This is a genomic window from Mesorhizobium sp. Cs1299R1N3 (assembly GCF_037179625.1).
Lineage (GTDB): Bacteria > Pseudomonadota > Alphaproteobacteria > Rhizobiales > Rhizobiaceae > Mesorhizobium > Mesorhizobium salmacidum.
In genome coordinates, this window is record NZ_JAPYKQ010000003.1 from 451,060 (window position 1) to 476,163 (window position 25,104).

Here is a 25,104-nt window from a genome sequence, read left to right on the forward strand (position 1 = left end):
CCTATTCAGCCGCTTGCCGGTCACCGAAGGCGATGCCGGTGAAAGTCTGGTTCAGGTGCATCGACCGATATTGCTCGCCATAGGTGCCGAAGCCGATGACATTGTTGACCCTGTAGAGCTCCGAAATGTCGCGAAAGACCTGCCGGTTGCGCGCATCCAGCCGGCGCAGCACGCAGTCGAAGCCAAGAATCATATCGATACCACCCAGCCTTTCCTCGACCTCGCGCAATGCCGCTCGTGTCGCTTCCACCATGTCCTTGGGCTGGGCGATCGACAGCACGACACCGTCGTCGATGGCGCAGAAGAACGACAGCGAGCCATCCGCGTGCATCTTCTGGATCGAGCGGCAGTAATATTCTCCGCCCACCTTCACCACCACGGGATGCGAGGCGAAGCTCAGCGGCGTCAGGGTCTGCGGGAGGATGCCGACGGAAGCGGCATATTCCTCCGCCGCATTGGTGGCGTTGAACTCCCGCACGATGCGATGATCCGGATCGGACGCGGTCACCACCAGCTTTTCGTCGGTGGGAACGAAGTTGTCGGTCTTGAAGACGTGGAACGGAATTTCCGTGGCGATCAGCACGATGATGGCGCTGTCCGAAGTGACGGCGCCGTTCGAGATCAGACGCGTCGTCTCGAATTTCAAATCGTCACCGGCCGAGCCGCCGAGCAGCGGTATGTCGTCAAGACCCCAGTGGATGGCCGAACTCACCGCTTCCTCGGCGTAGGACAGCCCGTCGATGAAGCAGAGCGCGAAGGTGTTCCTGGTCTGCTCGCCGCCGGGCCGGGCGCGCAGCGTGCGCCGCAGGGCCTCGACCTCTTCGGTGATCCTGTCCATGCCCGATGTCGACAAATTGTCGACCATGGTGCTGACCGCCGTGAAGGACGCCGAGGGCAGCAGCATCGCCAGCATATGGCCTTCCTCGAGCCCCTGCGGCGTGATCTCGCCGGCGGTGGAACAGCCGGCATGGTGGAGCCCCGGCGCGCACGTCGTGAGCGCCTGCGAGAGGGTGCTTGCCTCGACGAGGCTTTGGGAAAAGAACACGAGGGCAAAGCCGGCATCGATGGCAGCGGCCTCGGCGGCTACCGCGCGTGCGAAGACGTCCGGGTCGGGCTCGTCCGTGGTCAGCGCCGACAACCCGCATGCGTAGCGCGTCAGTGAACTGGTCAGCGGCGTTCTCCCGCATTTCCTCCGACGCCTTCTTGTGCGCGGCTTTTCAAGTGCTTCTGGCGCGCGGGCGACGAAGGCATTCTTGCCGCCAGGAGGCGTTTTGGCAATGGGGCCGGAAAAATGCACTTTGGTCCCTTGGCCATGGCCGAAAGTACAATGATCCGACTTTTCCCTCGTGTTGTTTTTTGTGCGTTGTGCGGTGTACGACTAACGCATGGCCGAAGTGCCAGCGGCGCGTCGGCAACCTGATGACCAAGGTTGACACCCAGGGAGGGGCTATGTCGGACGTTTCGTTGATGGTGAACGGCAAGCGGATCGGCGTTGCCGTCGAGGATCGAACGCTGCTCGTCCATTTCCTGCGGGAGAATCTCGGCCTGACCGGCACCCATGTCGGTTGCGACACCTCGCAGTGCGGAGCCTGCGTCGTGCATGTCGACGGCAAGGCGGTCAAGTCCTGTACCATGCTCGCGGTCCAGGCGTCCGGATCGACCGTGGTTACGATCGAAGGCCTCGCCGACGGCGCCGACCTGCATCCAGTGCAGGCGGCCTTCAAGGAACATCATGGTCTGCAATGCGGCTTCTGCACGCCAGGCATGATCATGGCCGCAATCGACATGATCAACCGTCATCCCGAAGGCCTCGACGAGGCCACGGTGCGTGCAGAACTCGAAGGCAATATCTGCCGCTGCACCGGCTACCACAACATCGTGAAGGCGATCCTCGCCGCATCGAAGACGATGTCGAAGGGGTCCAAGGACAAGGCGAAACAGGCGGCGTGAGAGAAGAGCGGGTAGTGAGTAGTCAGTAGTCGGTCTGAACCGGCGGCTATACTTACTACTCACTACTTCCTATTCACTTTTTCGGGAGGAATCTCTGCATGGGCATCGAAGGTGTTGGCGCTCGGGTCGCGCGCAAGGAAGACAAAAGGTTCATCACCGGCGCCGGCCGCTATGTCGACGACATGGTGGTGCCCGGCATGAAGCATGCAGCCTTCGTGCGCAGCCCGCACGCGCATGCGCAGATCAAGAAGATCGACGTGAAAACGGCTCAAGGCATGCCGGGCGTCATTGGCGTGCTGACCGGCAAGGAGCTCAAGGCGGACGGTATCGGCAACCTCATCTGCGGCTGGATGATCCATTCCAAGGACGGTTCGCCCATGAAGATGGGCGCATGGTCGCCGCTGGCCGTCGACAAGGTCCGTTATGTCGGCGATGCGGTCGTGGTGGTGGTGGCCGAAACCAAGGGCCAGGCACGCGATGCGGCCGAGGCGGTCGACATCACCTACAAGGAACTGAAGGCCGTCGTCGACGCGACCAAGGCGCTCGAAAAGGGCGCGCCGCAGGTCCATGCCGAGGCCGAGAACAACCTGATCTTCGACTGGGAGATCGGCGATGCCAAGGCGACCGATGCCGCCATCAAGGCGTCGGCGCATGTCACCCGCATGAAGATCGTCAACAACCGGCTGGTGCCGAACGCAATGGAGCCGCGCGCGGCTCTTGGCCATTACGACAAGGCCGAGGATCATTACACCTGCTGGACGACATCGCAGAACCCGCATGTCGCGCGGCTGGTGATGAGCGCCTTCTACAACGTCGCACCAGAAAACAAGCTGCGCGTGATCGCGCCGGATGTCGGCGGCGGCTTCGGCTCCAAGATCTATATCTACCCGGAAGAAATCGTCTGCCTGTGGGCCTCGAAGAAGACCGGCGTGCCGGTCAAATGGGTCGCCGATCGCACCGAAAGCTTCCTCACCGACGCGCATGGCCGCGACCACGTCTCGACCGTGGAAATGGCTTTCGACAAGAACAACAGGATCACCGGGCTGAAGGTGGACACCATCGCCAATCTCGGCGCCTACATGTCGCTGTTCTCGTCCTGTGTGCCGACCTATCTCTACGCGACACTGCTGTCAGGGCAGTACGACATCCCGGCCATTCACGCCAATGTGCGCACCGTCTACACCAACACGGCACCTGTCGATGCCTATCGCGGGGCAGGGCGGCCGGAAGCCACCTATCTTCTGGAGCGCACCATGGAAGCCTCTGCACGCGAGCTCGGCGTGTCTCCGGCCGAACTGCGGCGCAAGAACTTCATCACGACGTTTCCGCACCAGACGCCGGTGATCATGAACTATGACGCCGGCGATTATGCGACCTCGCTCGACGCGGCCATGAAGACCGCCGATTATGCCGGCTTTGGCAAGCGCAAGGCGGACGCGGCCAGGAAGGGCAAGCTGCGCGGCATCGGCATGAGCTGTTACATCGAGGCCTGCGGTCTCGCCCCGTCGGCCGCGGTCGGCTCGCTTGGCGCCGGCGTCGGCCTGTGGGAATCGGCTGAGGTAAGGGTCAATGCCGTCGGTACCATCGAGGTGCTGACGGGGTCGCACAGCCATGGCCAGGGGCACGAGACGACCTTCGCGCAACTGGTCAACCAGCGTTTCGGGGTGCCGATCGATTCGGTGTCGATCGTCCACGGCGACACCGACAAGGTGCAGATGGGAATGGGCACTTACGGCTCGCGCTCGGGCGCGGTCGGCATGTCGGCGATCGCCAAGGCGCTCGACAAGGTCGAGGCCAAGGCCAAGAAGATCGCCGCTCACCTGCTCGAAGCCGACGAGGGCGACATCGTCATCGAGAATGGCGAAGTCAAGGTCGCCGGTACCGACAAGAGCCTGCCGTGGTTCCAGGTGGCTTTGGCCGCCTATACCGCGCACAATTTGCCGGCCGGCATGGAACCAGGACTAAAGGAAACGGCGTTCTACGATCCGGCGAACTTCACCTTTCCGGCGGGCTGCTACATCTGCGAGGTCGAGATCGATCCGGAAACCGGAACGACCGAGATCGTCCAGTTCGTGGCGGCGGACGATTTCGGCAATATCATCAATCCGATGATCGTCGAAGGCCAGGTGCATGGCGGCATCGCCCAGGGCGTTGGCCAGGCGCTGCTGGAAGGCGCTCACTACGACGCCAGCGGGCAGCTGCTGACGGCGAGCTACATGGACTATACCATGCCGCGTGCCGGCGACCTGCCGTCGTTCAAGGTCTCGACGTCGAACACGCCATGTCCGAGCAATCCGCTCGGCATCAAGGGCTGCGGCGAGGCCGGCGCCATCGGTTCGCCGCCGGCCGTGATCAATGCCATCACCGATGCCATCGGCATCGCCGATATCGCCATGCCGGCCACACCGTCGACCGTGTGGGCCGCGATCCGCGCCGCGAAGCATTGAAGAGCGAATAGCGAATAGGGAGTAGCGAATAGGGAACAGAGAGGGCGGTGCGACGGATGATTCCTACTCGCTATTCGCTACTCCCTATTCGCTCTTTTTCCAAAAGGGAGGAAGACAAATGTACTCGGTCAACTATCACCGTGCCGCCTCGGTCACTGAAGCCGCCAAGCTCGTGAAGAGCGGCGACGCCAAGCTGCTGTCGGGCGGCATGACCTTGATCCCCGCCATGAAGACGCGGCTGGCGGCCCCTTCCGACCTGGTCGACCTGTCACGCATCAAGGACCTGCAGGGCGTCAAGGTGTCAGGCAAGACGGTCACGATTGGCGCCGCCGCCACGCATTTCGACGTCGCCAATGACGAGAAGCTGCGCAAGGCCTGCCCGGCGCTTGCCCATCTGGCGTCGCTGATCGGCGATCCGGCGGTACGCCACAAGGGCACGATCGGCGGTTCGATCGCCAACAACGATCCGGCGGCGGATTATCCGGCCGCACTTCTGGCGCTGGGCGCCACCATCATCACCAACAAGCGCGAAATATCAGCCGACAAATTCTTCAAGGGGCTGTTCGAGACGGCCTTGAAGGACGGCGAGATCATCACGGCGGTCTCCTTCACGGCGCCGGCAAAGGCTGCGTACGAAAAATTCCGCAACCCGGCCTCGCGCTACGCGATCGTCGGCGTGTTCGTGGCCAAGGGCAAGGACGGCGTCAGCGTTGCCGTCACCGGCGCCGGCGATGACGGCGTCTTCCGTTCGAAGGAGATCGAGGCGGCACTTGCCAAGAGCTTCGATGCCACCTCGCTCAATGGCGTGAAAGTGCCTGCGAAGAACCTAATGAGCGACCTCCACGCTTCCGCCGACTACCGCGCCAACCTGATCGCGGTCATGGCCAAGCGCGCGGTGGCGGCAGCCAACGCCTGACGCAAGATCGATTGCGGACAAGGAAAGGGGCTGTCACGGCCCCTTTTTCGTTCCTAGCGCCTGTAGCTGCCCGGTTCCCGACCGCCGCATCCCATGTTTGCTTGAAACGATTCCGACCCATGCCTGCCCGGGAATGCACCGGCGCTAATCTCGCACTTGCACAAACTTATATTGCACTGCAGTATGGGGCGGGCGGGGAATGCGAGCCGGGTTCGGAATGCGTGCAGCCGTGCCCTTTCGCATATCAATGCGAAGGGATCGGCATGTCCGAAATTTCCGCGACCCATTTGGTTCCGTCCCAAACGATGGTCCACCGATCGGCCAGGACAAGGCTGGCCTATCTCGACGGCTGGCGCGGCCTGTCGATCGCCCTGGTGCTGATTGGGCATTTTTTTCCCGTTCCTGGAATCAACCTGGGCGTGCTGGGCGTCGAATTCTTCTTCGTGCTCAGCGGCCGGCTGATGGCCGAAATCCTGTTCATCGAACGCTATCCGCTGAAGAAATTCTTCAAACGCCGCTTCTCGCGCATCTATCCGGCGCTTCTGGTCTTTGTCGTCGTCGCCATGATCGCGCTCTCAGGCACGTTCATCGTCTTCAAATGGAAGGCGGCCCTGACGGCGCTGACATTCACCTACAACTATGCCGGAATTCTCCTGAACCGGGCCGGGGCACTCGACCACATCTGGTCGCTCTGTATCGAAGAGCATGCCTACATCATCCTGGCGGCGATCAGCGCAATGGTTGCCAGCCGCAGCCGTGTCGTCCCGCTGCTGCTGGTCCTGGCCTTGCTGGCCATGGCCAATGGCGCGGTTTCCTACTGGTTCCTGCACATGGATTATGAAGCCACGTACTGGCGCACCGATGTGCACATCGCCTCGATCCTGCTGTCGGCCGCGGTCTGCCTGCTCAAGGCCGACGGCAAGCTGCCGGCCTTGTTGAAGGGGCCCTATGTCGCCGTTGCGGCGGCCGTCGGCGCGGTTTTCCTGTTCATGGATTCAGTACCGACACCGATCCACTACCTGGTCGCGGTGCCATTGCTGGCGACTGCTATCAATGCGCTGGATTTCAGCACGCGGTTCTTGTCCGGATGGCTGTCATCCCTGCCGATGACGACACTGGGTCTGTGGTCGTATTCGCTCTATCTGTGGCAGCAGCCCTTCTACAAGTTCGTATACGAGCAGGGCAGCAATCCATGGCCGATGCTGGCCGGGGTTTTTGCCTGCGCGCTCTGCAGCTACTACCTCATCGAGCGCCCAGCGCGCGAATGGCTCAACCGCAATTGGTGAATGAGCGCCGAGCGCCATCGGATCAGGCGGCGATCTGCCTGACGTAATAACGCACCGCTTTCTTGCCGCCATGGATCACCGCGTCGCCGACCTCGGCGAAGCCGAGAGCGGCGTGGAAGGCATCCGAGGCGGGGTTGGGCGGGTCGATGTTGACCTCGCAGGTGACCAGTGTATGGCCGGCGCTCTCCGCCTGGTTGAACAGGTCCCGATAGAGCCGGCGAGCATGGCCGCGGCCTCTTGCGTGCGCCGCCACGACGACGCGGTCGACATAGATGAAGCGTTCGTAGCGCTCGCGGAACCAGACGAAGTTCGGACTGTCGTAATTCGCATCCTGGTCGAAGGTCATGATGAAGGCTTCGAGATCGCCGATGCGGCGGGCATAGAAGGACTCGCCGAGCAGGAAGGACAGCCGTTCGGCTTCGAGCCACGACAATTCGGCGGCGTGCTCGTTGTTGAGCGCCAGTATGGCGGCTTCGTCGTCCTGCGCTATGCGGTCTATGGGAGAGGTCATGCCTTGGCCGCCGCGATTGTCGCCGCCACCAGCGGTGTGTCGGTCAGTGTGTTGCGATACTCGCGGTCGAGATCGGAGCCGCCCATGCCGACCTTCGGATTGCGGTAGCGCATGGCACTCGGCACGTCCTTGAGGGCGGCGAAGTGCATTTCGGCCAGGCCGGTCCTTGCGCGCACCTCGGCAATGTTGCCGAGATCGAGCCCGCCGCAGCCGAGAATGATGATCCGGTCGCCGGCCTGACGCACCAGCTCTTCCAGCAACGGCAAGCCCTCGATCGCCGTGTCGCGCTGGCCGCTGGTCAGCACGCGACCGACCTTGCAGCGCATCAGCGCTTCCAGTGCCTCGGCCGGATCGAGCGTCATGTCGAAGGCGCGGTGGCAGGTGACGTTCAAGGGCCCTGCGGCCTCGGTCAGTTCGCCCATGCGCTTCTCATCGATGGTGCCGTCGGCGTTCAGGCAGCCGAACACCACGCCGGGCACACCGAGCTCGCGGAGCGCGGTGACGTCGGCCAGCATCGAGCGGTATTCAGTCTCGCTGTAGAGAAAATCGCCGCCGCGCGGCCGCACCATGACGTGGAACGGCACGGTCGCCTGGTCGAGCGCGGCGCGCACAGTGCCAAGGCTCGGCGTGATGCCGCCCTCGACCAGACTGGCGCAGAGTTCGACCCGGTCGGCGCCGGCGGCCTGCGCGGCGAGCAGGCCATCGATGCCTTCGACACAGATTTCGATCAGCGGCGGGCGAGTTTCCATGGTCAAGGGCAATCCAGTTCATGATGTCGTGGAGAGCCCTAGCACCAGGACGGCTGACGCGAAAGCGTGAACCCTATGCCGCCATTTGGACCAGATGGCAGATTCCCTTCTTGACAATCGCATAACCGCATGGTTATGAGCAATGTATAGCTGACGGGTTATTGATTGCGCGTGCGTGGCACGACGACAACAACGAGAGGAGCAAGGCATGACGGAAACCAAATCGATTGTCGTCGAAAGGCTGATTCCATATTCGGCGGAAAAGATATGGCGGGCACTGACCGTGCCGGCACTCGTCGGCGAATGGCTCATGCAGAATGACTTCGCTGCGCAAGAGGGGCATCGCTTCACACTGCGTGCGACCCCAGTTCCCGGATGGTCCGGCGTGACGAACTGCGTGGTGCTGAAAGTCGAGGCGCCGCGGCTGCTGGCCTACAGTTGGGGCGATGGGACGGAATCGGACAGCGGGTTGAAAACCGTGGTGACCTGGTCACTGACGCCCGAGGGTGTGGCGACCCGGGTGCGAATGGAGCAGTCGGGATTCCGGCCGGCCGACGAGCGTGGCTATATCGGCATGGGAAGTGGCTGGCCGCGCATTCTCGCACGGCTCGAACAGGTTACCGCAACACAGGCCTGATACGCGGCAGGCAGCCAACAGTTTTATCAAGTTCGAATCCTGGATGCGGGACGTCCGGGCCGGGAAAACACGCCCGGAGAAACAATTCAAAAGGAGAAGGATCATGCAAGCAAGGATCAAGAACCCGGTGACGCTCATCCCCGGTTCGGTGCAGGCGCTGCTGGCGCTGGACAAGTCGACCGAGGCGGCCGACGTGCCCTATGTGACGCGCAAGCTCATTCATCTGCGCGCCAGCCAGATCAATAATTGCAGCGTCTGCGTCGACATGCATGCGCGCGAATTGAAGAAGGCCGGAGAAAAGGACGAGCGCATCTTTGCGCTAGCGGCCTGGCGGGAGACGCCGTATTTCACCGACGCCGAGCGCGCGGCATTGGCGCTAGCAGAAGCCGGCACCAGGCTCGCCGACCGGCCGGACGCAGTGCCGGACGATGTCTGGGATGAAGCGGCCCGGCATTATGACGAGAAGGCGCTTGCCGCACTGGTCATCCAGATCGCCCTGATCAACGCCTTCAATAGGCTGAACGCAACGACCCGGCAGCCGGTTGGCGCCTGGGGCTAGGCGCCTGGTTCGAATGGTCCGCGAGGCGAGGGCGGGCGGGGCATTGCCTTCCCGCCCTCGGGCGCGCGCATAGTCTTGGTGGCTACTGGCGCAATTCCGTGTTCTTGGCGCCTTCCTCGACCTGATCGATCACCAGGAGCTTGACCGGCCCGTCACCAATATTGGTGGCCTGATGCCATTGGCCGATCATCTCGATGATGAAATCACCTGTCTTGTAGACGTTGCTGTTGCCGGTCTCGACGTTGGTGACCTTCAATGTTCCGGCCTCGACATAGGCGTAGCGCGGGAAGGGATGGCGATGGACCGGCAAGGTCGCGCCGGGCCTGATGTCATAGGTCGAGACCAGCACCTGCACGTTCTTCTGCGGCAGCGTGATCGGCTGACCTGATGCAGTGGTCGTGCGTGATGCGAGTGGCGTCACGACGACGGGGGTTCCGCTGCTGTCCAATGCCAGGGCACAATTTGCATAAAGTGCAGCCGCGGCCAGCAGTACCGCTATCAGGACTTTCCGCATGATTCCTCCACTGCCGCAGCATTGCTCGGGAGACTTACCATGCGCAAGCCTGCCGGTGAGACCGTCGGAATGGCTCGACCCATTGCCACCGGGCATCGAGTGAGAAAGCCATGCTGTCGCACGTCTCGGTGGTCGGCAGAAGGCACACCGCCGAACACACCTTACAGAGTCCGCGGTATTAAGCCGAACTTAGCAACTGGTTCTCATAGTCTCTCGACCTTCGCTGACGGAATCCCGATGAGCAGAATTGATATACTTGTTCCTGATGACAATGTGTGTTCGGTGCACATGCTTGTCGCCAAGCGGCTGGCCGAGAAAGGTCATGACGTTGCGCTGGTCGGCGTTGCGGCGCCCGGGGTACAATGGCCGCTTGGCTATATTCTGCGCCTTGAGCGCAAGGCAGTGCAGATTCGGGGCCATGACCTTCTTGAACCTGTCGAGGGCGTGGAACTGTCCCGGTCCCGGCCTGACGCTGAACTGCGTATCGATCTGACCGGCGTCATGCTGCCTATTGCCTCTCCTGGCCTTCGCCCGGGCTTCGCGGGCTCCGCGTCAATTGCCGAAGCAGCCCGGGTGTTGATGGCCGGCGGCCTTCCCGATATCGAAATCATTCTGGATGGTGAACGCATCGCGCGCGCGGCCCCCATGGTCGACAGCCGGCTTTCGATCCTTCGCGGGCTCAATGACATTCTGGCGCGCATGTGCACACTGCTGGTGGATACCGCGGATCATTTCCTCAAGGGCCACAAGGCCCGATCCGAACCGACAGGGGGCGCGCGTCAGTGTCCAACCAATGGACAGCTGATCGGTACCTACCTTCTTTCAACCATACCCCGGCAAACAGCAGGGGCGGCCAGGCGCTTGGGGTTCCGCGTCAATCGTTGGCGGGTGAGCTACCGGTTTCACAATGGCCAGACCGTCGCGGCCACGGGTCTCCTGGCCGGAGAACCTTGGATCGATCTGCCCGATGATGGCGATCGTTTCTATGCTGATCCGTTTCCGTTCGAATGGCAGGGGCGATATTTCATATTCATTGAAGACTTTTGCCATGCCAGTACCAAAGCGGTGATTTCCGTGACCGAGGTCTTCCGAGACGGCGCTCCAACCGTGCCGCGTGTGGTGATCGAGGAACCCTATCATCTGTCCTATCCGCAAGTGTTCAGTCATGGCGGCCAGATCTGGATGCTTCCCGAGGGCGGTTCGGGTGGCGATCTGGTTCTATACCGGGCTGAGTCGTTCCCGGACCGGTGGGTTCGGCACTCGGTCCTGATTCCGGATCGCGAACTTTTCGATGCGACCTTGCTGGAGCATGGCGGCAAGCTTTGGCTGTTCGCGACCGAACGCGATGGCTACGGCAGCGCCTCGGATACCCTCGTGGTCTATTATGCGCAGGCCCTGGAGGGACCATGGTTCCCGCACCGGAGCAATCCGGTGAGAATCGATCGCGCCGCAGCCCGGCCCGGAGGCTGTTTTGTGCGCATGGGCGATCGCATCATATTGCCATTGCAGAACGGCACGGACAATTATGGTGGCGGGCTCGGACTTGCCGACCTTGTCGAGTTGGACGAGACGAAGGTGCGTTTGACCTTACCAGTGCCCATTCTTGCTTCGGCAAAGAGACCTTATCCGATGATCCATACTCTCAACAGCAGCGATCATCTTGAAGTCATCGACTGTCGTGCACCCGCGCCCAGGTCGGCGCTTCGAAGGGTTGTGTGACCTTTTGGATCGAATCCGGGTCCTCTGTGTCGTTCCGCGGGGCCTGAAAGGCCGTGGCGGCATCGAGACGCTGTTTTCTCACGTTGACGAACAGCTTCGTTCGACGGCCGGCAGTGCGATCGAGATGGATTTCCTGGCCTCGCGTGGCGACGCGTCCGGTGTCGGTTGGCTGGCACATTTCCCGTTCGCATTGATCCGCTATGGCTGGCTGCTGGCAACCCGCCGGTATGACATCGTCCACCTCAACACCGCGACGAATGCATCGTCGTGGAGGAAATGGGTCATGCAGTCCATGGCGCGATTGGCCGGCGCGGCCACGGTCGTCCACTTTCATGGCTCGGCCTTTCCCAAGCCCGGAGATGCGCAACGCGGCTGGGTCCGTGTCTTGCGCCTTGTCTTTGAGCGAGCCGACGCCATCATCGTGCTTGGCGATTACTGGCGAGACTTCGTCGCCCACTTTTATCACATGCCACCGGATCGCTTCGACGTCGTGTCCAATGGCGTCGCCGATTTCGCTTTTGATGCACCGCAACCGCGCGAGGAGAATGCGCCCGTTCGACTGTTGTTTGCCGGCAACCTCACCGAGGCCAAAGGCGCCGGGGTGTTGCTTCAGGCACTTGCGCTTCTGCCGAAGGATCTGCCGCAATGGCGCGCGACCTTCGCGGGTGCCGGCGATGTCGCCGCCTTCCGCGACCGCGCCATAAGTTCAGGGCTTTTCGGCCAGGTGGAATTCACCGGCTGGCTGGCGCTCGAGACGATCCTGCCGCTCTATCGGCAGGCCGATATCGTCGTCCTGCCGTCACGCAATGAGGTCTTGCCGGTTTGCCTGCTGGAGGGTGCGTGTGCGGGCGCAGCCCTGGTCGCGACATCGGTCGGCTCGGTGCCCGACGTATTGAGAGAAGGTCGGAACGGTCTAAGCGTGAAGCCGGACGATGCGGAAGAGCTTGCGCATGCCCTTGCGCAATTGATTGAAAACGGCGCGCGCCGCGAAGCGTTTCGAGCGGCGTCGCGCGATATCTATAACGCGCGTTTCCGCCTCGAAACCATGATCGAAGGTCTTCAGGGAGCCTATCGGAAGGCGCTGGCGACCCGTCGCTGAGCGGCTTGCGGCTGTTCAGCATCGAGCGTCGGCCGGAACACCCGGAAGAACTGCTCCAGATTGGCAAGCGCCCACAGTATCTTCTCGTGATTGTGAGCGCCACCCAGGTGCTCGCTCATCAGTCGATCTATCTCGCGCGCATTGCAGACATTGCGCACCGTGGCGCTGTCACTCTGCAGCAGATCTCGAAGCTGATCCGACATGCCGGTACGGAACCATTGCTCGACAGGTACCCGGAAGCCGACCTTCTTGCGCTCCAGGATCTGGCGGGGAAGCAATTGCGCTGCAAGCGATCGCAGCACGCGCTTGCCCTTTGGCGCGCCGGTCAGGAAAGCATCGGGAAATTGGGCGACGAGTTCAGCCAGGCCGACATCCATGAATGGCATGCGCCCTTCGATCGACCCCGCCATCATCATGCGATCGCCGCGCTCGAGAAGATTGTCCGGCAGCCATGACGTCTGATCGAAATGCAGCATGCGTTTGAGCGGGCTGATTTCGCCATCCGTCGTGAACGGCAGCGGGTCGAGATCGCGCGATTGGGGCGGACCGGAATAGAGCGCTTCGGCTTGTCCGCCGTCTGCTCCGCCGAACCAGGCCACCATACGGGCCTGTGCATCGCGAATGCCGGCGACGCCGGCCAAGATCTTCAGTCGCCGCGCCGCATAGGGCAGGGCGCGTGCGCCAGGACCCACAAGGGCTTCGTGCAAGCCGCCCGGCACCAGACTCTGGTACATGGAAACCCACGGCTCGGCGCGATGCTTGGGATAGCCTCCCAAGAGCTCGTCGGCGCCTTCGCCGGTAAGCACCATCTTGACGGTGCGGCTCGCCAGCCGTGACAAAAGCAGAACCGGCAGGTCCGACGGCTCGGATACCGGCGCGCCCCGCCGCAGCACCGCCTCCTCCCACACCGACGTGAACGCATCCATGTTCACGACGAGCTCACTGTGGTGGCTGCCGAAGGTGTCGGCGACTTGCCTGGCATAGGGCAATTCGGAGGAGCCGGGCACATCGAACCCTACTGAATAGGTCGCCACGGGCTTGCCCATGTGACGGCTCATCAGCGCAACGATCATCGAGGAATCGAGCCCGCCGGAAAGATATGCGCCAAACGGCGCATCCGAGCGCAATCTGAGCCGTACCGCCTCATCAAGCTTCTCGCCAAAAAGCTTCACCGCCTCGTCGAAGCTTTCGACGGTGGGCGACGTGCGCGAAAAAGGCGTCGTGAAATAGCGCTCCGCACGGATGTTGGCGCCATCAATCACCATGAAGGTTCCTGGCGGAACCTTGAAGATGCCGCGAAAGAAGGTGGCCGGTCCAGGGACATAGCGATAGCTGAGAAATTCCCGCAGCGAATCCTGATCCAGACGGTCGTCGACACCTGGAAAATGGCGCAGCGAATCGATTTCGGAGGCGAAGGCGTGGAAGCCGTCCCCGGAAGCCAGGAAGAGCGGTTTCTTGCCGAAAGGATCGCGCGCGGCATAGAGGCGGCCGGTTTCGCTGTCCCAAAGCAGAAAGGCAAACATGCCGTTGAGGCGCGGCAGGCAGTCGTCGCCCCAGGCGCGCCAGGCCTCGATCACGACTTCGGTGTCGCCTTGCGTGGCAAAGCGATGTCCGCGTTCCATGAGTTCGGCGCGCAATTCGATATAATTGTAGACCTCGCCATTGTAGACGATGACATATCGGCCGTCATGCGAATGCATCGGCTGCGGGCTGCCCTCGATATCAAGGATCGACAGCCGACGATGACCGAGTCCGGCCTGCCACTCGCCATCCGGGCTCCGCATGATCAATGTTCCGCGCCCGTCCGGACCGCGATGGGCCAGCCGATCCGTGGCCCCATCCAGCGTTTCGGCGAGAGGCAAGCGTGATCGGGCGTGGAACCCAAAAATTCCGCACATGGCGACTAGCCCTGACCGCTGCACATGGCCGGGTCGGACCCCGAACTTGGCTTCTGGATTTGGCTCCTGGAAGGCGTGCCGAACAAGGCGTCATAGGCGGCCAGCAACTTCGGACCCTCGTGGCTCCAGGCGAGTTCCTTGCGTACCCGCTCACGGCCTAACGCGCCCATGGTCGCGCGGCGCTCGCTGTCGTCGAGGAGTTCGGCGATTTTGTCGCCGAAGTCGGTCGGCTCCGTGCAGGTTGCGTAGAGCGAGGCGCCTTGCGCCGAAAAGCGGCCTTCCCGCAGATCGTATTGCACGATCGGTTTGCCAAGCGCCATATATTCCATGATCTTGTTCATGGTCGATTTGTCGTTCATCGCCGTGGGCCGGTCGGGATTGACGCAGACATCGGCTGTCGATAGCGCGGAAAACAGAATCTCGTCCGGGCAGCGACCGGTATAGGTGACGTACTCGCCGAGCCCGCGCGCGACTGTATCCGCCTTGATGGCATCAAGCTCGGGACCGCCGCCGCAGATCACGAACTGTATATCCTGGCGCCCTTTGGCATTCACCAGGTGGTCGACCGAGTCGAGCAGAAGGTCGAGCCCTTCCTGCTTGCCGATGACGCCGACATAGCCGACGACGAAGCGGCGACCATTGCGCCATTTCGGATCGGGCGCAACCTCTCTGACCCGGTCCAGATTCGGGCCAGAACGCACGATATGCACCTTCTCGGGGGGCATGCCCCCCCGTCTGATGGCGATGTCGCGGTAGCTTTCGTTGGTGGCGATCGAGACATTGGCGGTTCGGAACGAAAGCCGCTCCAGCCAGACCATGAATTTCCAGCCGATGCCGCGCTTGCCGAACTTGGCCTCGTAGAGCTCTGGATTGATGTCGTGATGGTCGAACAGGAACTTCTTGCCGAACAACTTGTAGAACCCGCCAATGAGGAAAATCGTATCTGGTGGGTTGCAGGCATGGATCGCGTCGAAACCGCGCTGCCGCGCCACTTTGAGTGACAGCAGGAATTCCCAAAACAGCGCAGTGCTGTACTCCAGCACGTAGCCAAGGAAACCCTCGGCGTCGAGCGGCAGCGAGTGGCGATAGATATGGACGCCGTCGATCACCTCGTAGGGCGCCGTCGCGCCCTTGCCTTTCGGGCAGATCACCGACACTTGATAGCCGGCTTTCACCAGCGTGGTTGCCTCTGACCAGACGCGGCGGTCGAAGGGGACCGGCAGGTTTTCGACGATGATGAGGATGCGCTTACCAGTTGATGCCGTCATAGGTCCCCGCAAACCGGTTCGTGTTCGGCAGCCTGGCCATGTCGAGAAGCGTCTGGTCTGCATTCATCCTGTCAACCACAGTTTCATATTCGGGCGAACGACTGGTGGCCACCACAACGTCCGAATGCATCACCATCTCGTCGAGCGAGGGGACCATCAGCTGCGTAACGTGCGGGATCGCGTTCATTAGGTAAGTTTTGTTGGCGCCCATCAGCTTTGCCAACGACACGTTCGGGTCAAAAATGCGGATGTCGCAGCCCTTCCCGACAAGCCGCTCGATAAGTTCCAGATAGGGGCTTTCGCGCAAATCGTCGGTGCCTGCCTTGAAGGAGAAGCCGAGGAAGCCGATTTTGCGCTTGCCATAGCTCAGCAAGCGGTCCAGTGCGCGCTCGACCTGCTGCTTGTTCGACGGCAGCAGGGATTTAAGCAGCGGTGCTTCCACATCGTTCTGGATCGCGTAGGCGTTGATCGCACGTACGTCCTTCGGCAAGCACGAGCCGCCGAACGCAAAGCCGGGCAGAAGATAGGCATTCGAGATATTCAGCTTGGTGTCGGCGAAGAACACCTCCATCAGCTCATGGCTGTCAACGCCCGCCGCCTTGCAGATATTGCCGATTTCGTTGCCGAAGGCGACCTTAAGCGCATGCCAGGTGTTGTCTGTGTATTTGACCAGTTCAGCCAACCGAGGCTCTGTGACGACAACGCGGCCAGGCAGGCCTGCGTAGAGCTCCAACAGCCGATCCCGCGTTATCTCATCGTCAACGCCGATCACGGTCTTGGCTGGATTATTGAAATCGGCGACCGCCGATCCCTCGCGCATGAATTCGGGGTTTGAGGCCACGCCGAACGTTTCGCCCAGTTTCCTTGATGCAGTTGCCTGCAGCGCCGGAATGACGATGTCGGACAACGTCCCCGGCAGCACGGTCGAGCGAACGACGACCGAGTGATAGTCCGCCTTTCTGGAAAGAGACGATCCGATTTGGCGCGATACCGCCTGAACCGCCGACAGATCCAGTGAGCCGTTGGGGCGTGAGGGCGTGCCGACGCAAAGCAACGACAAGTCGCTGTTCATCACGGCTTCCTCGGTCGACGATGAGGCCTTTAGACGACCCGACGCGACATTGGCAGCGACAAGTTCGCCGACATCTTTCTCGATGATAGGGCTTCGGCCACTATTTATGAGATCGACCTTGGCCTCGCTGACGTCGCAGCCGATGACGTCATGCCCGCGCTCGGCCAGGCACGCAGCACAAACAGTACCGACATATCCCAACCCGAAGATGGAAACTTTCATAGCTCGCCCGTCCTGTTCTTTCTTTCGAAAGGCGGATCGAGCCACCTTCACGCTTGTTTTCGAAGAACATAAAAAAGACAAGTAAAGGTCAGGTTAGCAAACCGACCAGTAATCTGCTTTGCCACCGCATCCGGTGGCCAGGCACCTTGAAAACAACGGTTGCCGCCTCATCGAGGAGCCCGAATCCAGCCGACCGCAGGCCGCGTCCGGATGCCTGGTCGCCGCGTACAATCTCGATCTCGGCGCTTTCGGGCGCTACGATGCTGAGTTCCGACCGGCCGTTGCGGCGTGCCACCACACAATTGCCCTCGACCGACACGCTGAGTTCCGGCGAAATCAGGAAAACGATCTCGACCGTCCCGGACGGCTTCGTGCCAACCAGCCGGTCCGTGATCAGAAAACCCTTGGCGGTTTCTTCTATATCCCGATGGTGAATGACGCCGAAGCGCCTCATGTAACCATCATGCGAGGCGGATACTTTCAGCCGGGACGCTTGCGACCTGGCGTCCAATCTTGCTCGGGCACGCCGTGGCATCCAGTTGAAAGCACCTGACGGCTCGCTTTGGCTGACGCCGTCCATGGTAAGGGTATTGTGTACGGCGCTGACCCGGAAGCGCCGGCGACTTTCGCCTTCCGAATGATAAAGATGCGTGCCCGCATCGACCAGCAGCGGCAGGCCATCCAGTGAGAGCCATACCGCGAGCGCATCGGCGTGGCCATGTGCGGCCAAAGCGCCAAATCCAAGCGGTCCGTGATCGAAGACAAAATGGACACGGCGGCCCTTTATGGCACCGCGCCGGATGGTATAGCCGCCCTCTTCAAGGGTGACCGCGCCGTCGGCAGGCGGTGGCGTCAACGATGGGGTGGCGAATACGGCATCGCGCCAATGCGGATCACGTATGGCCGGTCCGAGTTCGGGCTGATCCAGAAAACCGGCAATCGCGCCGACGATGGACGCGACATAACGCGGCTCGTCGCTGCCGAATGCCAACAGGACCCGGCTCTGGTCGTCATCGCCGATCAACGGCGTGTGGCCGGCATCATCGAGAAAGAAGTTCAAGGCGCGGGCGGCTTCAGCCATGCGCTTACGTGCGGTTTCTGTGGCGCCGCCCAAGACGCTGAAGCCGATGAGCAGCATTTCGAGCGTGAAAGCGCTGTAGGCCGGCGACTGCTCCTTGCCCACGCCGTCCTTATGGAACAGGGCCAGCGCCCTGTCTTCAAGATGCGTCCGACCGTGTGTCAACCAGCGTGAGGCGTCGGAGTGGTCCGGCAGCATGCGCGCGGCAAGCGCAAGGCCCATCGCCTCTGCGACGAGGTGATTGTTGGCCGAGGAATGGAGTGACGGAAACCTGGCGAGCCACCGGCCGTGGGCGCAGACAAAGGACGCCAGCCGCTCGCCGGCAGCCCGGTCGATCCATGGATCGAGCGACGCTATGATGATGGACAGCGAGATCAGCCTATAACCGGCCTCGATACCTGAATACCAATTGATGCCGCGGCCGGGAACATTCGCTTCCATCCACGAGAAGACGGAGCCGAGTATGGCGTCGGCAAGGCTTGCGTCGTTTTCCCGGCGGGCATGGATTGCCGGCGCCGCCAGAAAATGCAGCCGGTTTGCCTCGGCCACGTACTTGACGTCTCCATGCTCCTCGCCGAAGCGGAAATTGATGTCGAAGGTCGATCGCTCGGCGCCAGGCCAGCTTGCGCCACTCACCGGGTCCAGCCGCCAGATCACCGGATCGACACGGCCGCTACTGTCCAGCATCGATACAGGCCAATCGCGATTGAGCAGTCTCAACCGGCCGGCGCGAAACGCGGCAGCGGCGGTTTGCAGTTGCTGTGCGACGGGCAGCGGCAAGTCCGGTTCGAACAGGGGCGCAAACAGCGGCAACACGCTGGGTCGCGCACCGGCCGTTGCAAAGTCGGACCAGTTGTGGCGCTCGCGCCGCGCGCGCCTGCGCTCCAACTGCTCACGAAACCGATGACGGACCTCGCCATGTTCCATCACGGCAAGCCGTCGTGCATACCAGGTCAAACGTCTCAACATGGAGCAGATTCTAACGGACTGCCATTGCCTTGAGATTAACATCGGCAGGCTATCGGGCAGACGGCTCCGCTAACCTTAATCGGCATCTTTGTCGCGTTGTCCTCGCGCGCACCGGCCGGGTACCGTATCTTTATAGGCGCGGGCTTACGAGGCCTCGCAAGGAGCGCCGCCCTATGGAATTCTCACGACGCCAGCTTCTGTCAGCTTCGATTGCCGCGCTGACGGCCCTGTCGGTGCGTGCTGCCGCGGCGCCAAAAACGAATTCCCGTTTTCAACATGGCGGTTCGATCCATACAATGATGAATTGGGGAGCGTTGCGCGACGGCGATCCACAACACTATCTGGCGCGCCCGTTCGAAACGGCCCGAAACGTCTTCCCAGCCGAATTGGTGCGCGATTTTGCACAGGTCGGATTCGACTTTATCCGACTCACCTTGGACGTTGGCCCGTTCATTCAGTTGCAGGGCAGCGACAGGGACGCGCTGGAGCGGAAGCTCATGGACAATTTGCAACTCTTCCAGGAGCTCGGGCTTTCGGTGATCGTGGATTGCCATCCGGTCGAGCAGGTGCCGGCCTATTCGGTTCAGTCGATCCTGGCGGATCTGGAGGCGCCGCTTTTTGCTCAATACACCGCGATGATCAGCCGGCTGGCGGCTCTGCTGGGTGAACTGCGGTCGGAGCGGGTCGCGCTGGAACTCATGAATGAGCCGGTGGTCGGGGAGGCGAGTCATCGAACCCAGGTCCAAGTCTGGGGCGCGGCGCAGCTGGTTCTGCACGATGCGGCGCGGCGGGCGGCGGTCGATCTGCCGATCCTGCTGACCGGCGCCGACTATGGCGGCATCAGTGGGCTTACGGATCTGGATCCATCACCATTCATCGATAGCAATACGCTGTTTTCCTACCACTACTACATGCCGCTCAGCTTCACCCATCAAGGCATCGATTTTGGGACGCCGGACGCCCCCTCTTCGCCCTACGTCGTCGATCTTCCTTATCCTTACGACGCCGTCTCGCCCGACGAGATATCGGCGAAAATAGAAGCTCGCATTGCCGCCAACACGGCGCTTGACCAGGCTGCAAAGACGGCTGCCATGGCCGATGCACGTCGGATTCTCGATGGTTTCCTGGCCGACGGCTGGAACCGCGCCCGCGTCGAGAAAGACTTCGTGCGTGTGGCGAACTGGGCAGATCGTAACGGCATCGCGAGGAATCGCATCGTGATGGGCGAGTGCGGGGTGACGCGGCGCGATCGGATTTTCACGGGAGCCGAGCCGACCTATCGCCGGGCCTGGCTTTCGGATGTGACAGGCATTGCGAAGACGCAGGGATTTGGCTGGGCGCTCTGGGAAATCAACGGCCGGCAATTTGGTATTCAGCGGGCCGACGACAACCGGATCGATCCTTCGATCGTCGAGGCATTGGGGATGCCAGGCTAATGCATGTCGCCCGGAAGTGTCCTCGGTTCCGGGATAACGACATGCATAAAATCAGAAGCTTACGGCAGGTCGACCGAATCCTATTCGCCGCGACATGCCGAAAGCAATCGCCTTGAGACCGCCGCAGCGATGCTTGCCAGCACAATTCCAGGAGAAGTTCGGGTCCGTCCAAGATTGTGTAAAAACAAGAGTTAGAGCCTCAACTCCCGCGACCACTATCGGGCAAGCAGGCTGGTATAGACGCGCTCAACTTCGTCTGCCAGACGGGCGTAGTCACGGTTGGCCTTGACCCATACGGGCCCTTTGGCGGCCATCGTCCGGGCCTTGTCCGGGTCGTCGAACAATCGCGCGACACCTTCCGCCATTGCTTCGCCCGAAAATGCCGTGACGATACCGGCGCCGCTGCGGTTGACCACCTCGCTCTGATCGTAGTGGACGGTGGCAACGATCGGCCGTCCCATGGCCATATATTCAACCAGCTTTGTGGGCGTGGCGACCTGCTGGGCCGCATCCATCTCGAACGGTGACAGGCAGACGTCGACACGCTTTACCCAGCCCAGCGCCTCGACCAGGGGAAGACGTCCGGTAAAGATCACCCTCTCGGACAGGCCGAGCCTGTCGAGTTGAGAGGCAAGTTGTTCACGCTCGTGCGCCGAAACGGCCCCGATGATCACTAGGACCGTGTCGTAGCCGTTGGCTACCAGCAGGGCCAATGCCTCGAACGTCAGGCGGGTGGTCAGGTTCAGAACATCGGCGCACATATAAGCCATGCTCTTCTTGCCGATGAGCCGCGGGTCGTCGGTGGCAGGGATCGACGCGGGATTATAGCGCTCAACCGTGACCCCCATCGGTATCGGCGTCATCTTCTTCGTCGGTATGCCTCGTTCGGCAACGCGCTCAAGCATCCTTTTCGATTGGACGATGACATGGTCCGACAGCGGCAGCACGACCCGGTAGAAGAGGGCGCTGCCGATAACGGCATAGGCAAGTCGAACAAATCGGGCCGGCAGGCTCATGGGCACGAGATTGTGAAGCGCGATACGCATGCGCGCTTCCAGCACGGGATAGCTCATCCAGAACACGAAGGGCGTACCGGAGATCCTGGCCGCGATGCCGTACACGATGCCCCACAGCGGCTGATCGCGTATCTGTATCAGGTTATATTCGCCACGCATTGCCCGCCAGGCCAGCTTCAGGCGAAGCCGGGTTTCCGCCATCATATAACGGAGCGAACCGAATTTCTCCGTCATCTGGCGACGAGCGACATAGAACCGCTCGGCGCCGCGCACGTCGACGCGTTTGGGACCATCCGCGTAAGGCCGCAGGCTCCAGTCAATCTTCAGCCCACGGCCAACCAGGTGGTTTGAAAACAGTTCCACCAGATCGACACGGAATGCCGGGTAGTCGTCTGGCGCCACGAACAGGACGCGGACTCCAGCCAGCGGACTTTGCTGTGGCGATATCACGTCAGCGGTCGCGATGGATTGTTTCGAGGCCAAGACTGTCATCTGTTCCCTGCGAATGCATGGCGCGCCAAATACGCCCTCAACCATTTAAGGCGCTGCCACAGAAATGGGTTTCGACGCAGTCGATCCGTCGCTGCCCGACCAAGCTGGATCGCCGCGATAGCGGCATTGCCGCGTGATGTGAGCGGCACATAAGCATCATCCAGTTCATGGATGACGTCACACCAATGGGTCTTGAAGTCTTCGAAGCCGACGCCCAGGTCATAGGCGGCCATGCCGCGTTCGCAGCACTCCGCGATTTGCCTGAAAGTCAGCACTTGGCCCGGACTTTGTGGCGCCAATTCATCCCTGGCGAAGGTCATGAAGTATACGTTGACCCGCTTGCGATGTATCGCCGAACCGATGACGGCGCAGATATTGCCGCCCACCCGAAGCTCCGCCATTTCCAGCAACGGCTCGCTCATGTGCCGGGAGCGATCGAGAAGGTCGCGGAAGAAATCCGTCACCCCTGGGGCACCAAAGCTGTTGAGCTGGCCTTGCTCGGCAAGGCGCAAGGCTTTCTGCTCGAAAAAGAAGTCGAGAGCGGCATTGCCGCGCTCGAGAGACCGAACCGTGCCGTATTCCAGCACGCCTGCCTCTCGCATTTTACGCTCTTTCGATTGGATTTTGCGTTGGCGCGAACCACCGTTTCTTTTCTGCAGCACAGCCGCAAATCCCCCGGCAAGAGCGAAGGAGTAGCCTTCCGTATGCGATGGGCTGCGCGACAGCGCGGCGAGCGGCTGAGCCATGTCGTCATGGATCCTGGGCATTCTCCTGAGCACCGCATAGTCCACTCCATCGAGCGCGGCGCGCAACATGGCTTCAATCTGGGTGCGCCTCATGCTGGCCATGACCGCCGCGGCTTCGTGGCTCCACAGGCCGAAATTGTAGCTGGAGTGGTTTCCGCCGATCCAGGTCGCGACGCGAACGGGTCCGAACGTCGAGGTCGCCAGCGGGAGGATGAAGGCCGGATTGCCGTCGAGCCGCCCCAACACTATGGCTGGCGTGGCTTTCTCCTTTGGCAGCACATGCCGGGCGTAGGCATCGACCCAATCATAGCGCTGAAAGACCGTTGCCACGCCGGTCGACTCGAGTTGGCGCCATTCGCGCTCGATATCCGAAGGGTTGGTAAAAGCCGCGACCTCGAAACGACCACAAGGCCTGTCGGACCAGACAGCCTGTGCCTCTCCATCGGCTGCCGTGTTCAACCGTGAGTTCATTCTCGCGACCCTTGGCGCCGGCTGCTGGCAATCTGCGTTGAGAAAACTGTTGGGTATGCATGCCAGGTTCCAAATCTACTTTATCCGGCACGACTTAAGGAATGGTCTAGCAATCCTCTATAATACCTCAGACAGACGTTCTTCATACCCTATGGATCGCGCTTTCTCGGGCGGCGGAGAGGCAAGCGCAGAGAGTTCGTTAACCTTTCGAACCGGTCGCCTCGGCGGTAATCGCTTAGCTCATACATTCCTGTTAGCAGTCGGCGAGAATTATCCAATCGACAGGACGAGAATTGATTGCGTCGCTCAGAACATTGATCGGTCGATCCGCAGACATTCGGGTATTCAGCGCCGGGCTGCTCTGGTCGACCTTTGGAACGGTGATCGTTCGGCTGACGCCGATGATCACCACCATTTTGATTTCACACTGGTTCGGCATTGAATTCGTCGGCAAATTCGGAGTGACCTACGGCACACTGATGTCGAGCAGCCTGCTGGCATCCGCCGGTGTGAGCCTGATGGCGACGCGCAATATCGCCGCCTACTCGATAAACGACCCCGCCACGGCGGGCCGCCTGGCCGGCATGGCATTCCTCCTCACCGGTGGCGCCGCGGCATTGATCGGCCTGATGATCTTCCTGTTCGCGCATGAGATCGCCGGTCGGCTGCTGAAGCAACCGGAACTCGCTTTCTATCTCCAGATCATCGCGCCTGTGATTGTGGTCAACGCGATGAACACGGTCCAGACGGCCATCCTGAGCGGTATCCAAGCCTTCAGGACCATCGCTCGCCTAAACGTGATCTTTGGCGGATTGATGATCACGCTGGTGCCTGTCGGGCTTTACTTTTACGGCCTCTCGGGCAGCTTTATCGCCTTGGGCTGCGCTTATCTGGGTGGATGCCTCATCGCCTATCCGGCCGTAGTGGCAGCGCTTCGGCGGCGCGGTATTGAGATTGCGTTCCGGGAGGCATTTTCGCAGTGGCGGCTGGTTACACGCTACGCGGTGCCGGCGCTGCTTGCCAGCCTGCTGTACGAGCCGGTGAACTGGATCTGCACGGCGATGGTGGTCAACAATCCCGACGGTCTTGCCCAGGTCGGCCTGTACTTCATTGCCATGCAGTTGGAGACGTTGCTGCTGTTCGTGCCGCAGATCGTGGTGCAAGTGGTTATCCCGATGCTGTCGACCGGCTTCGGCGAGGCCGACCGCCGGCGTGTGATCAACGTGCTTGGCATGGGCATCGGCACCAATATAGCCATAGCCATAGGCTTCGTCGTGGTCATGATGACGTTCGGCAACTGGTTCCTTGTGCTGTTCAAGCTCGATCCCGCCCAGCACTGGCCGATTTTCATGATCGTGGTGCTCGCCGCCGCCATGATCGCCGCCGCCCTGCCGCTCGGACAGGTCCCGGTGTCCTCCGGTTATATGTGGACCGGGCTTTCGATCACGGCTGGATGGGCGCTGACATTCATCATCGCAACGTGGTTTCTGCAAGATCGCGGCGCTCTCGGCATCGTTATAGCCCGCGCCATCGCCTGGTCACTGCAGACGGTGGTCTATATCGGGTTCACCCGCTTCGCCATTGGCCGGACGTGCGGTGAAAAGGGCACGTTACTTCGCGATCGTGACCTTTCCACTGCGCCCGCCAAGTCGGCATCCTTGGATGCCTGACGGTGCGTCGGGTGAAACATTGGCATTATAATGGATCCGGAAGTCGTTGGTTAAGCATAATCGCGGATACGATTTCGCATTAACTGCGCCGCTAGAGTTGAAGCGTATCTTCCAGACAGGGAGACTTGGACAGATGATCAATCGTATTCGTGCACTTTTCGCCCGCAACGAGGCGCTTTCATTCAACATCGAAACACTCTCCGATCATGACAACCTTTATGATGCGGGGATGACGTCGTTCGCCTCCGTCCAGATCATGCTGGCGATCGAGGAGGAATTCGACACCGAATTTCCAGAGGAAATGTTGACACGGCGAACATTCGCCTCGCTTGCCAACATCGCCGAGGCGGTCTCCATACTTGCGAAGCAGGCAGTCTGA

The 25,104-nt window shown here is 61.2% G+C and carries 21 protein-coding genes; 11 read left to right on the forward strand and 10 right to left on the reverse strand.

Features of this window, described 5'->3' with window-relative positions:
* Position 1: 1 nt before the first annotated feature.
* A complete protein-coding gene (locus O7B34_RS10710; protein ID WP_337141814.1) occupies positions 2-1,138 on the reverse strand; it encodes an FIST signal transduction protein in 1,137 nt (378 codons plus the stop codon).
* A gap of 311 nt (positions 1,139-1,449) precedes the next feature.
* On the opposite strand from O7B34_RS10710, the gene O7B34_RS10715 reads away from it, so the two are divergent.
* The 4 genes from O7B34_RS10715 (at position 1,450) to O7B34_RS10730 (ending at position 6,599) form a co-directional block, all read left to right on the forward strand.
* The gene (locus O7B34_RS10715; protein WP_337146060.1) at positions 1,450-1,950 is read left to right on the forward strand and encodes a (2Fe-2S)-binding protein; all 501 of its coding nucleotides are present in this window, start codon (positions 1,450-1,452) and stop codon (positions 1,948-1,950) included.
* 98 nt (positions 1,951-2,048) lie between these two features.
* Entirely contained in the window at positions 2,049-4,397 is a 2,349-nt protein-coding gene (locus O7B34_RS10720) for a xanthine dehydrogenase family protein molybdopterin-binding subunit (RefSeq protein WP_337146061.1), read from the forward strand.
* A 118-nt stretch (positions 4,398-4,515) separates the two neighbouring features.
* Entirely contained in the window at positions 4,516-5,313 is a 798-nt protein-coding gene (locus O7B34_RS10725) for an FAD binding domain-containing protein (RefSeq protein ID WP_337146062.1), read from the forward strand.
* A 263-nt stretch (positions 5,314-5,576) separates the two neighbouring features.
* The gene (locus O7B34_RS10730) at positions 5,577-6,599 is read left to right on the forward strand and encodes an acyltransferase family protein (RefSeq protein WP_337146063.1); all 1,023 of its coding nucleotides are present in this window, start codon (positions 5,577-5,579) and stop codon (positions 6,597-6,599) included.
* A gap of 22 nt (positions 6,600-6,621) precedes the next feature.
* Here O7B34_RS10730 and O7B34_RS10735 read toward each other — a convergent pair whose 3' ends face one another.
* The gene (locus O7B34_RS10735) at positions 6,622-7,110 is read right to left on the reverse strand and encodes a GNAT family N-acetyltransferase (RefSeq protein ID WP_337146064.1); all 489 of its coding nucleotides are present in this window, start codon (positions 7,108-7,110) and stop codon (positions 6,622-6,624) included.
* Positions 7,107-7,859 (reverse strand): copper homeostasis protein CutC, encoded by a 753-nt coding sequence (locus tag O7B34_RS10740; RefSeq protein ID WP_337146065.1) that lies wholly within the window; start codon positions 7,857-7,859, stop codon positions 7,107-7,109. Before O7B34_RS10740 ends, O7B34_RS10735 begins: the two co-directional genes overlap by 4 nt.
* A 208-nt stretch (positions 7,860-8,067) precedes the next feature.
* Between O7B34_RS10740 and O7B34_RS10745 the strand changes: the two genes are divergently transcribed.
* Positions 8,068-8,496 (forward strand): SRPBCC family protein, encoded by a 429-nt coding sequence (locus O7B34_RS10745; protein ID WP_337146066.1) that lies wholly within the window; start codon positions 8,068-8,070, stop codon positions 8,494-8,496.
* A 103-nt stretch (positions 8,497-8,599) separates the two neighbouring features.
* Positions 8,600-9,055, forward strand: coding sequence for a carboxymuconolactone decarboxylase family protein (locus O7B34_RS10750; protein WP_337146067.1), 456 nt, complete (start codon positions 8,600-8,602; stop codon positions 9,053-9,055).
* Between the two features lie 82 nt (positions 9,056-9,137).
* On the opposite strand, the gene O7B34_RS10755 is transcribed toward O7B34_RS10750, so the two are convergent.
* Positions 9,138-9,569 carry a cupin domain-containing protein gene (locus O7B34_RS10755; RefSeq protein WP_337106340.1) on the reverse strand — a complete coding sequence of 144 codons (432 nt, stop codon included), beginning with the start codon at positions 9,567-9,569 and terminating at the stop codon, positions 9,138-9,140.
* 237 nt (positions 9,570-9,806) lie between these two features.
* On the opposite strand from O7B34_RS10755, the gene O7B34_RS10760 reads away from it, so the two are divergent.
* Positions 9,807-11,288 (forward strand): glucosamine inositolphosphorylceramide transferase family protein, encoded by a 1,482-nt coding sequence (locus tag O7B34_RS10760; protein ID WP_337146068.1) that lies wholly within the window; start codon positions 9,807-9,809, stop codon positions 11,286-11,288.
* Between the two features lie 4 nt (positions 11,289-11,292).
* Complete coding sequence (locus tag O7B34_RS10765; protein ID WP_337146069.1) at positions 11,293-12,387, forward strand: glycosyltransferase family 4 protein; 1,095 nt, start codon at positions 11,293-11,295, stop codon at positions 12,385-12,387.
* On the opposite strand, the gene asnB is transcribed toward O7B34_RS10765, so the two are convergent.
* From asnB to O7B34_RS10785, 4 genes are all read right to left on the reverse strand, one after another.
* Positions 12,357-14,285 (reverse strand): asparagine synthase (glutamine-hydrolyzing), encoded by a 1,929-nt coding sequence (gene asnB / locus O7B34_RS10770; RefSeq protein ID WP_337146070.1) that lies wholly within the window; start codon positions 14,283-14,285, stop codon positions 12,357-12,359. The two genes, O7B34_RS10765 and asnB, sit on opposite strands and share 31 nt — an antisense overlap.
* Positions 14,286-14,290: 5 nt before the next feature.
* On the reverse strand, positions 14,291-15,553 hold the full coding sequence (locus O7B34_RS10775) for a glycosyltransferase family 4 protein (protein WP_337146071.1): 1,263 nt from the start codon (positions 15,551-15,553) through the stop codon (positions 14,291-14,293).
* Positions 15,534-16,847: a UDP-glucose/GDP-mannose dehydrogenase family protein gene (locus tag O7B34_RS10780; protein ID WP_337146072.1), complete on the reverse strand. Its 1,314-nt coding sequence runs from the start codon at positions 16,845-16,847 to the stop codon at positions 15,534-15,536. Before O7B34_RS10780 ends, O7B34_RS10775 begins: the two co-directional genes overlap by 20 nt.
* Positions 16,848-16,935: 88 nt before the next feature.
* Complete coding sequence (locus tag O7B34_RS10785; protein ID WP_337146073.1) at positions 16,936-18,894, reverse strand: heparinase II/III family protein; 1,959 nt, start codon at positions 18,892-18,894, stop codon at positions 16,936-16,938.
* A 173-nt stretch (positions 18,895-19,067) separates the two neighbouring features.
* Here O7B34_RS10785 and O7B34_RS10790 point away from each other — a divergent pair, with 173 nt between their 5' ends.
* Positions 19,068-20,330, forward strand: a complete 1,263-nt coding sequence (locus tag O7B34_RS10790) for a glycoside hydrolase family 5 protein (RefSeq protein WP_337146074.1) — start codon at positions 19,068-19,070, stop codon at positions 20,328-20,330.
* A gap of 215 nt (positions 20,331-20,545) precedes the next feature.
* On the opposite strand, the gene O7B34_RS10795 is transcribed toward O7B34_RS10790, so the two are convergent.
* Positions 20,546-21,838 carry a glycosyltransferase gene (locus O7B34_RS10795; protein ID WP_337146075.1) on the reverse strand — a complete coding sequence of 431 codons (1,293 nt, stop codon included), beginning with the start codon at positions 21,836-21,838 and terminating at the stop codon, positions 20,546-20,548.
* A complete protein-coding gene (locus O7B34_RS10800; RefSeq protein WP_337146076.1) occupies positions 21,835-23,043 on the reverse strand; it encodes a GNAT family N-acetyltransferase in 1,209 nt (402 codons plus the stop codon). Before O7B34_RS10800 ends, O7B34_RS10795 begins: the two co-directional genes overlap by 4 nt.
* 305 nt (positions 23,044-23,348) lie before the next feature.
* Here O7B34_RS10800 and O7B34_RS10805 point away from each other — a divergent pair, with 305 nt between their 5' ends.
* Both O7B34_RS10805 and O7B34_RS10810 read left to right on the forward strand, forming a co-directional pair.
* Positions 23,349-24,725, forward strand: coding sequence for an oligosaccharide flippase family protein (locus tag O7B34_RS10805; protein WP_337129920.1), 1,377 nt, complete (start codon positions 23,349-23,351; stop codon positions 24,723-24,725).
* Between the two features lie 46 nt (positions 24,726-24,771).
* The gene (locus tag O7B34_RS10810) at positions 24,772-25,104 is read left to right on the forward strand and encodes an acyl carrier protein (RefSeq protein WP_442920959.1); all 333 of its coding nucleotides are present in this window, start codon (positions 24,772-24,774) and stop codon (positions 25,102-25,104) included.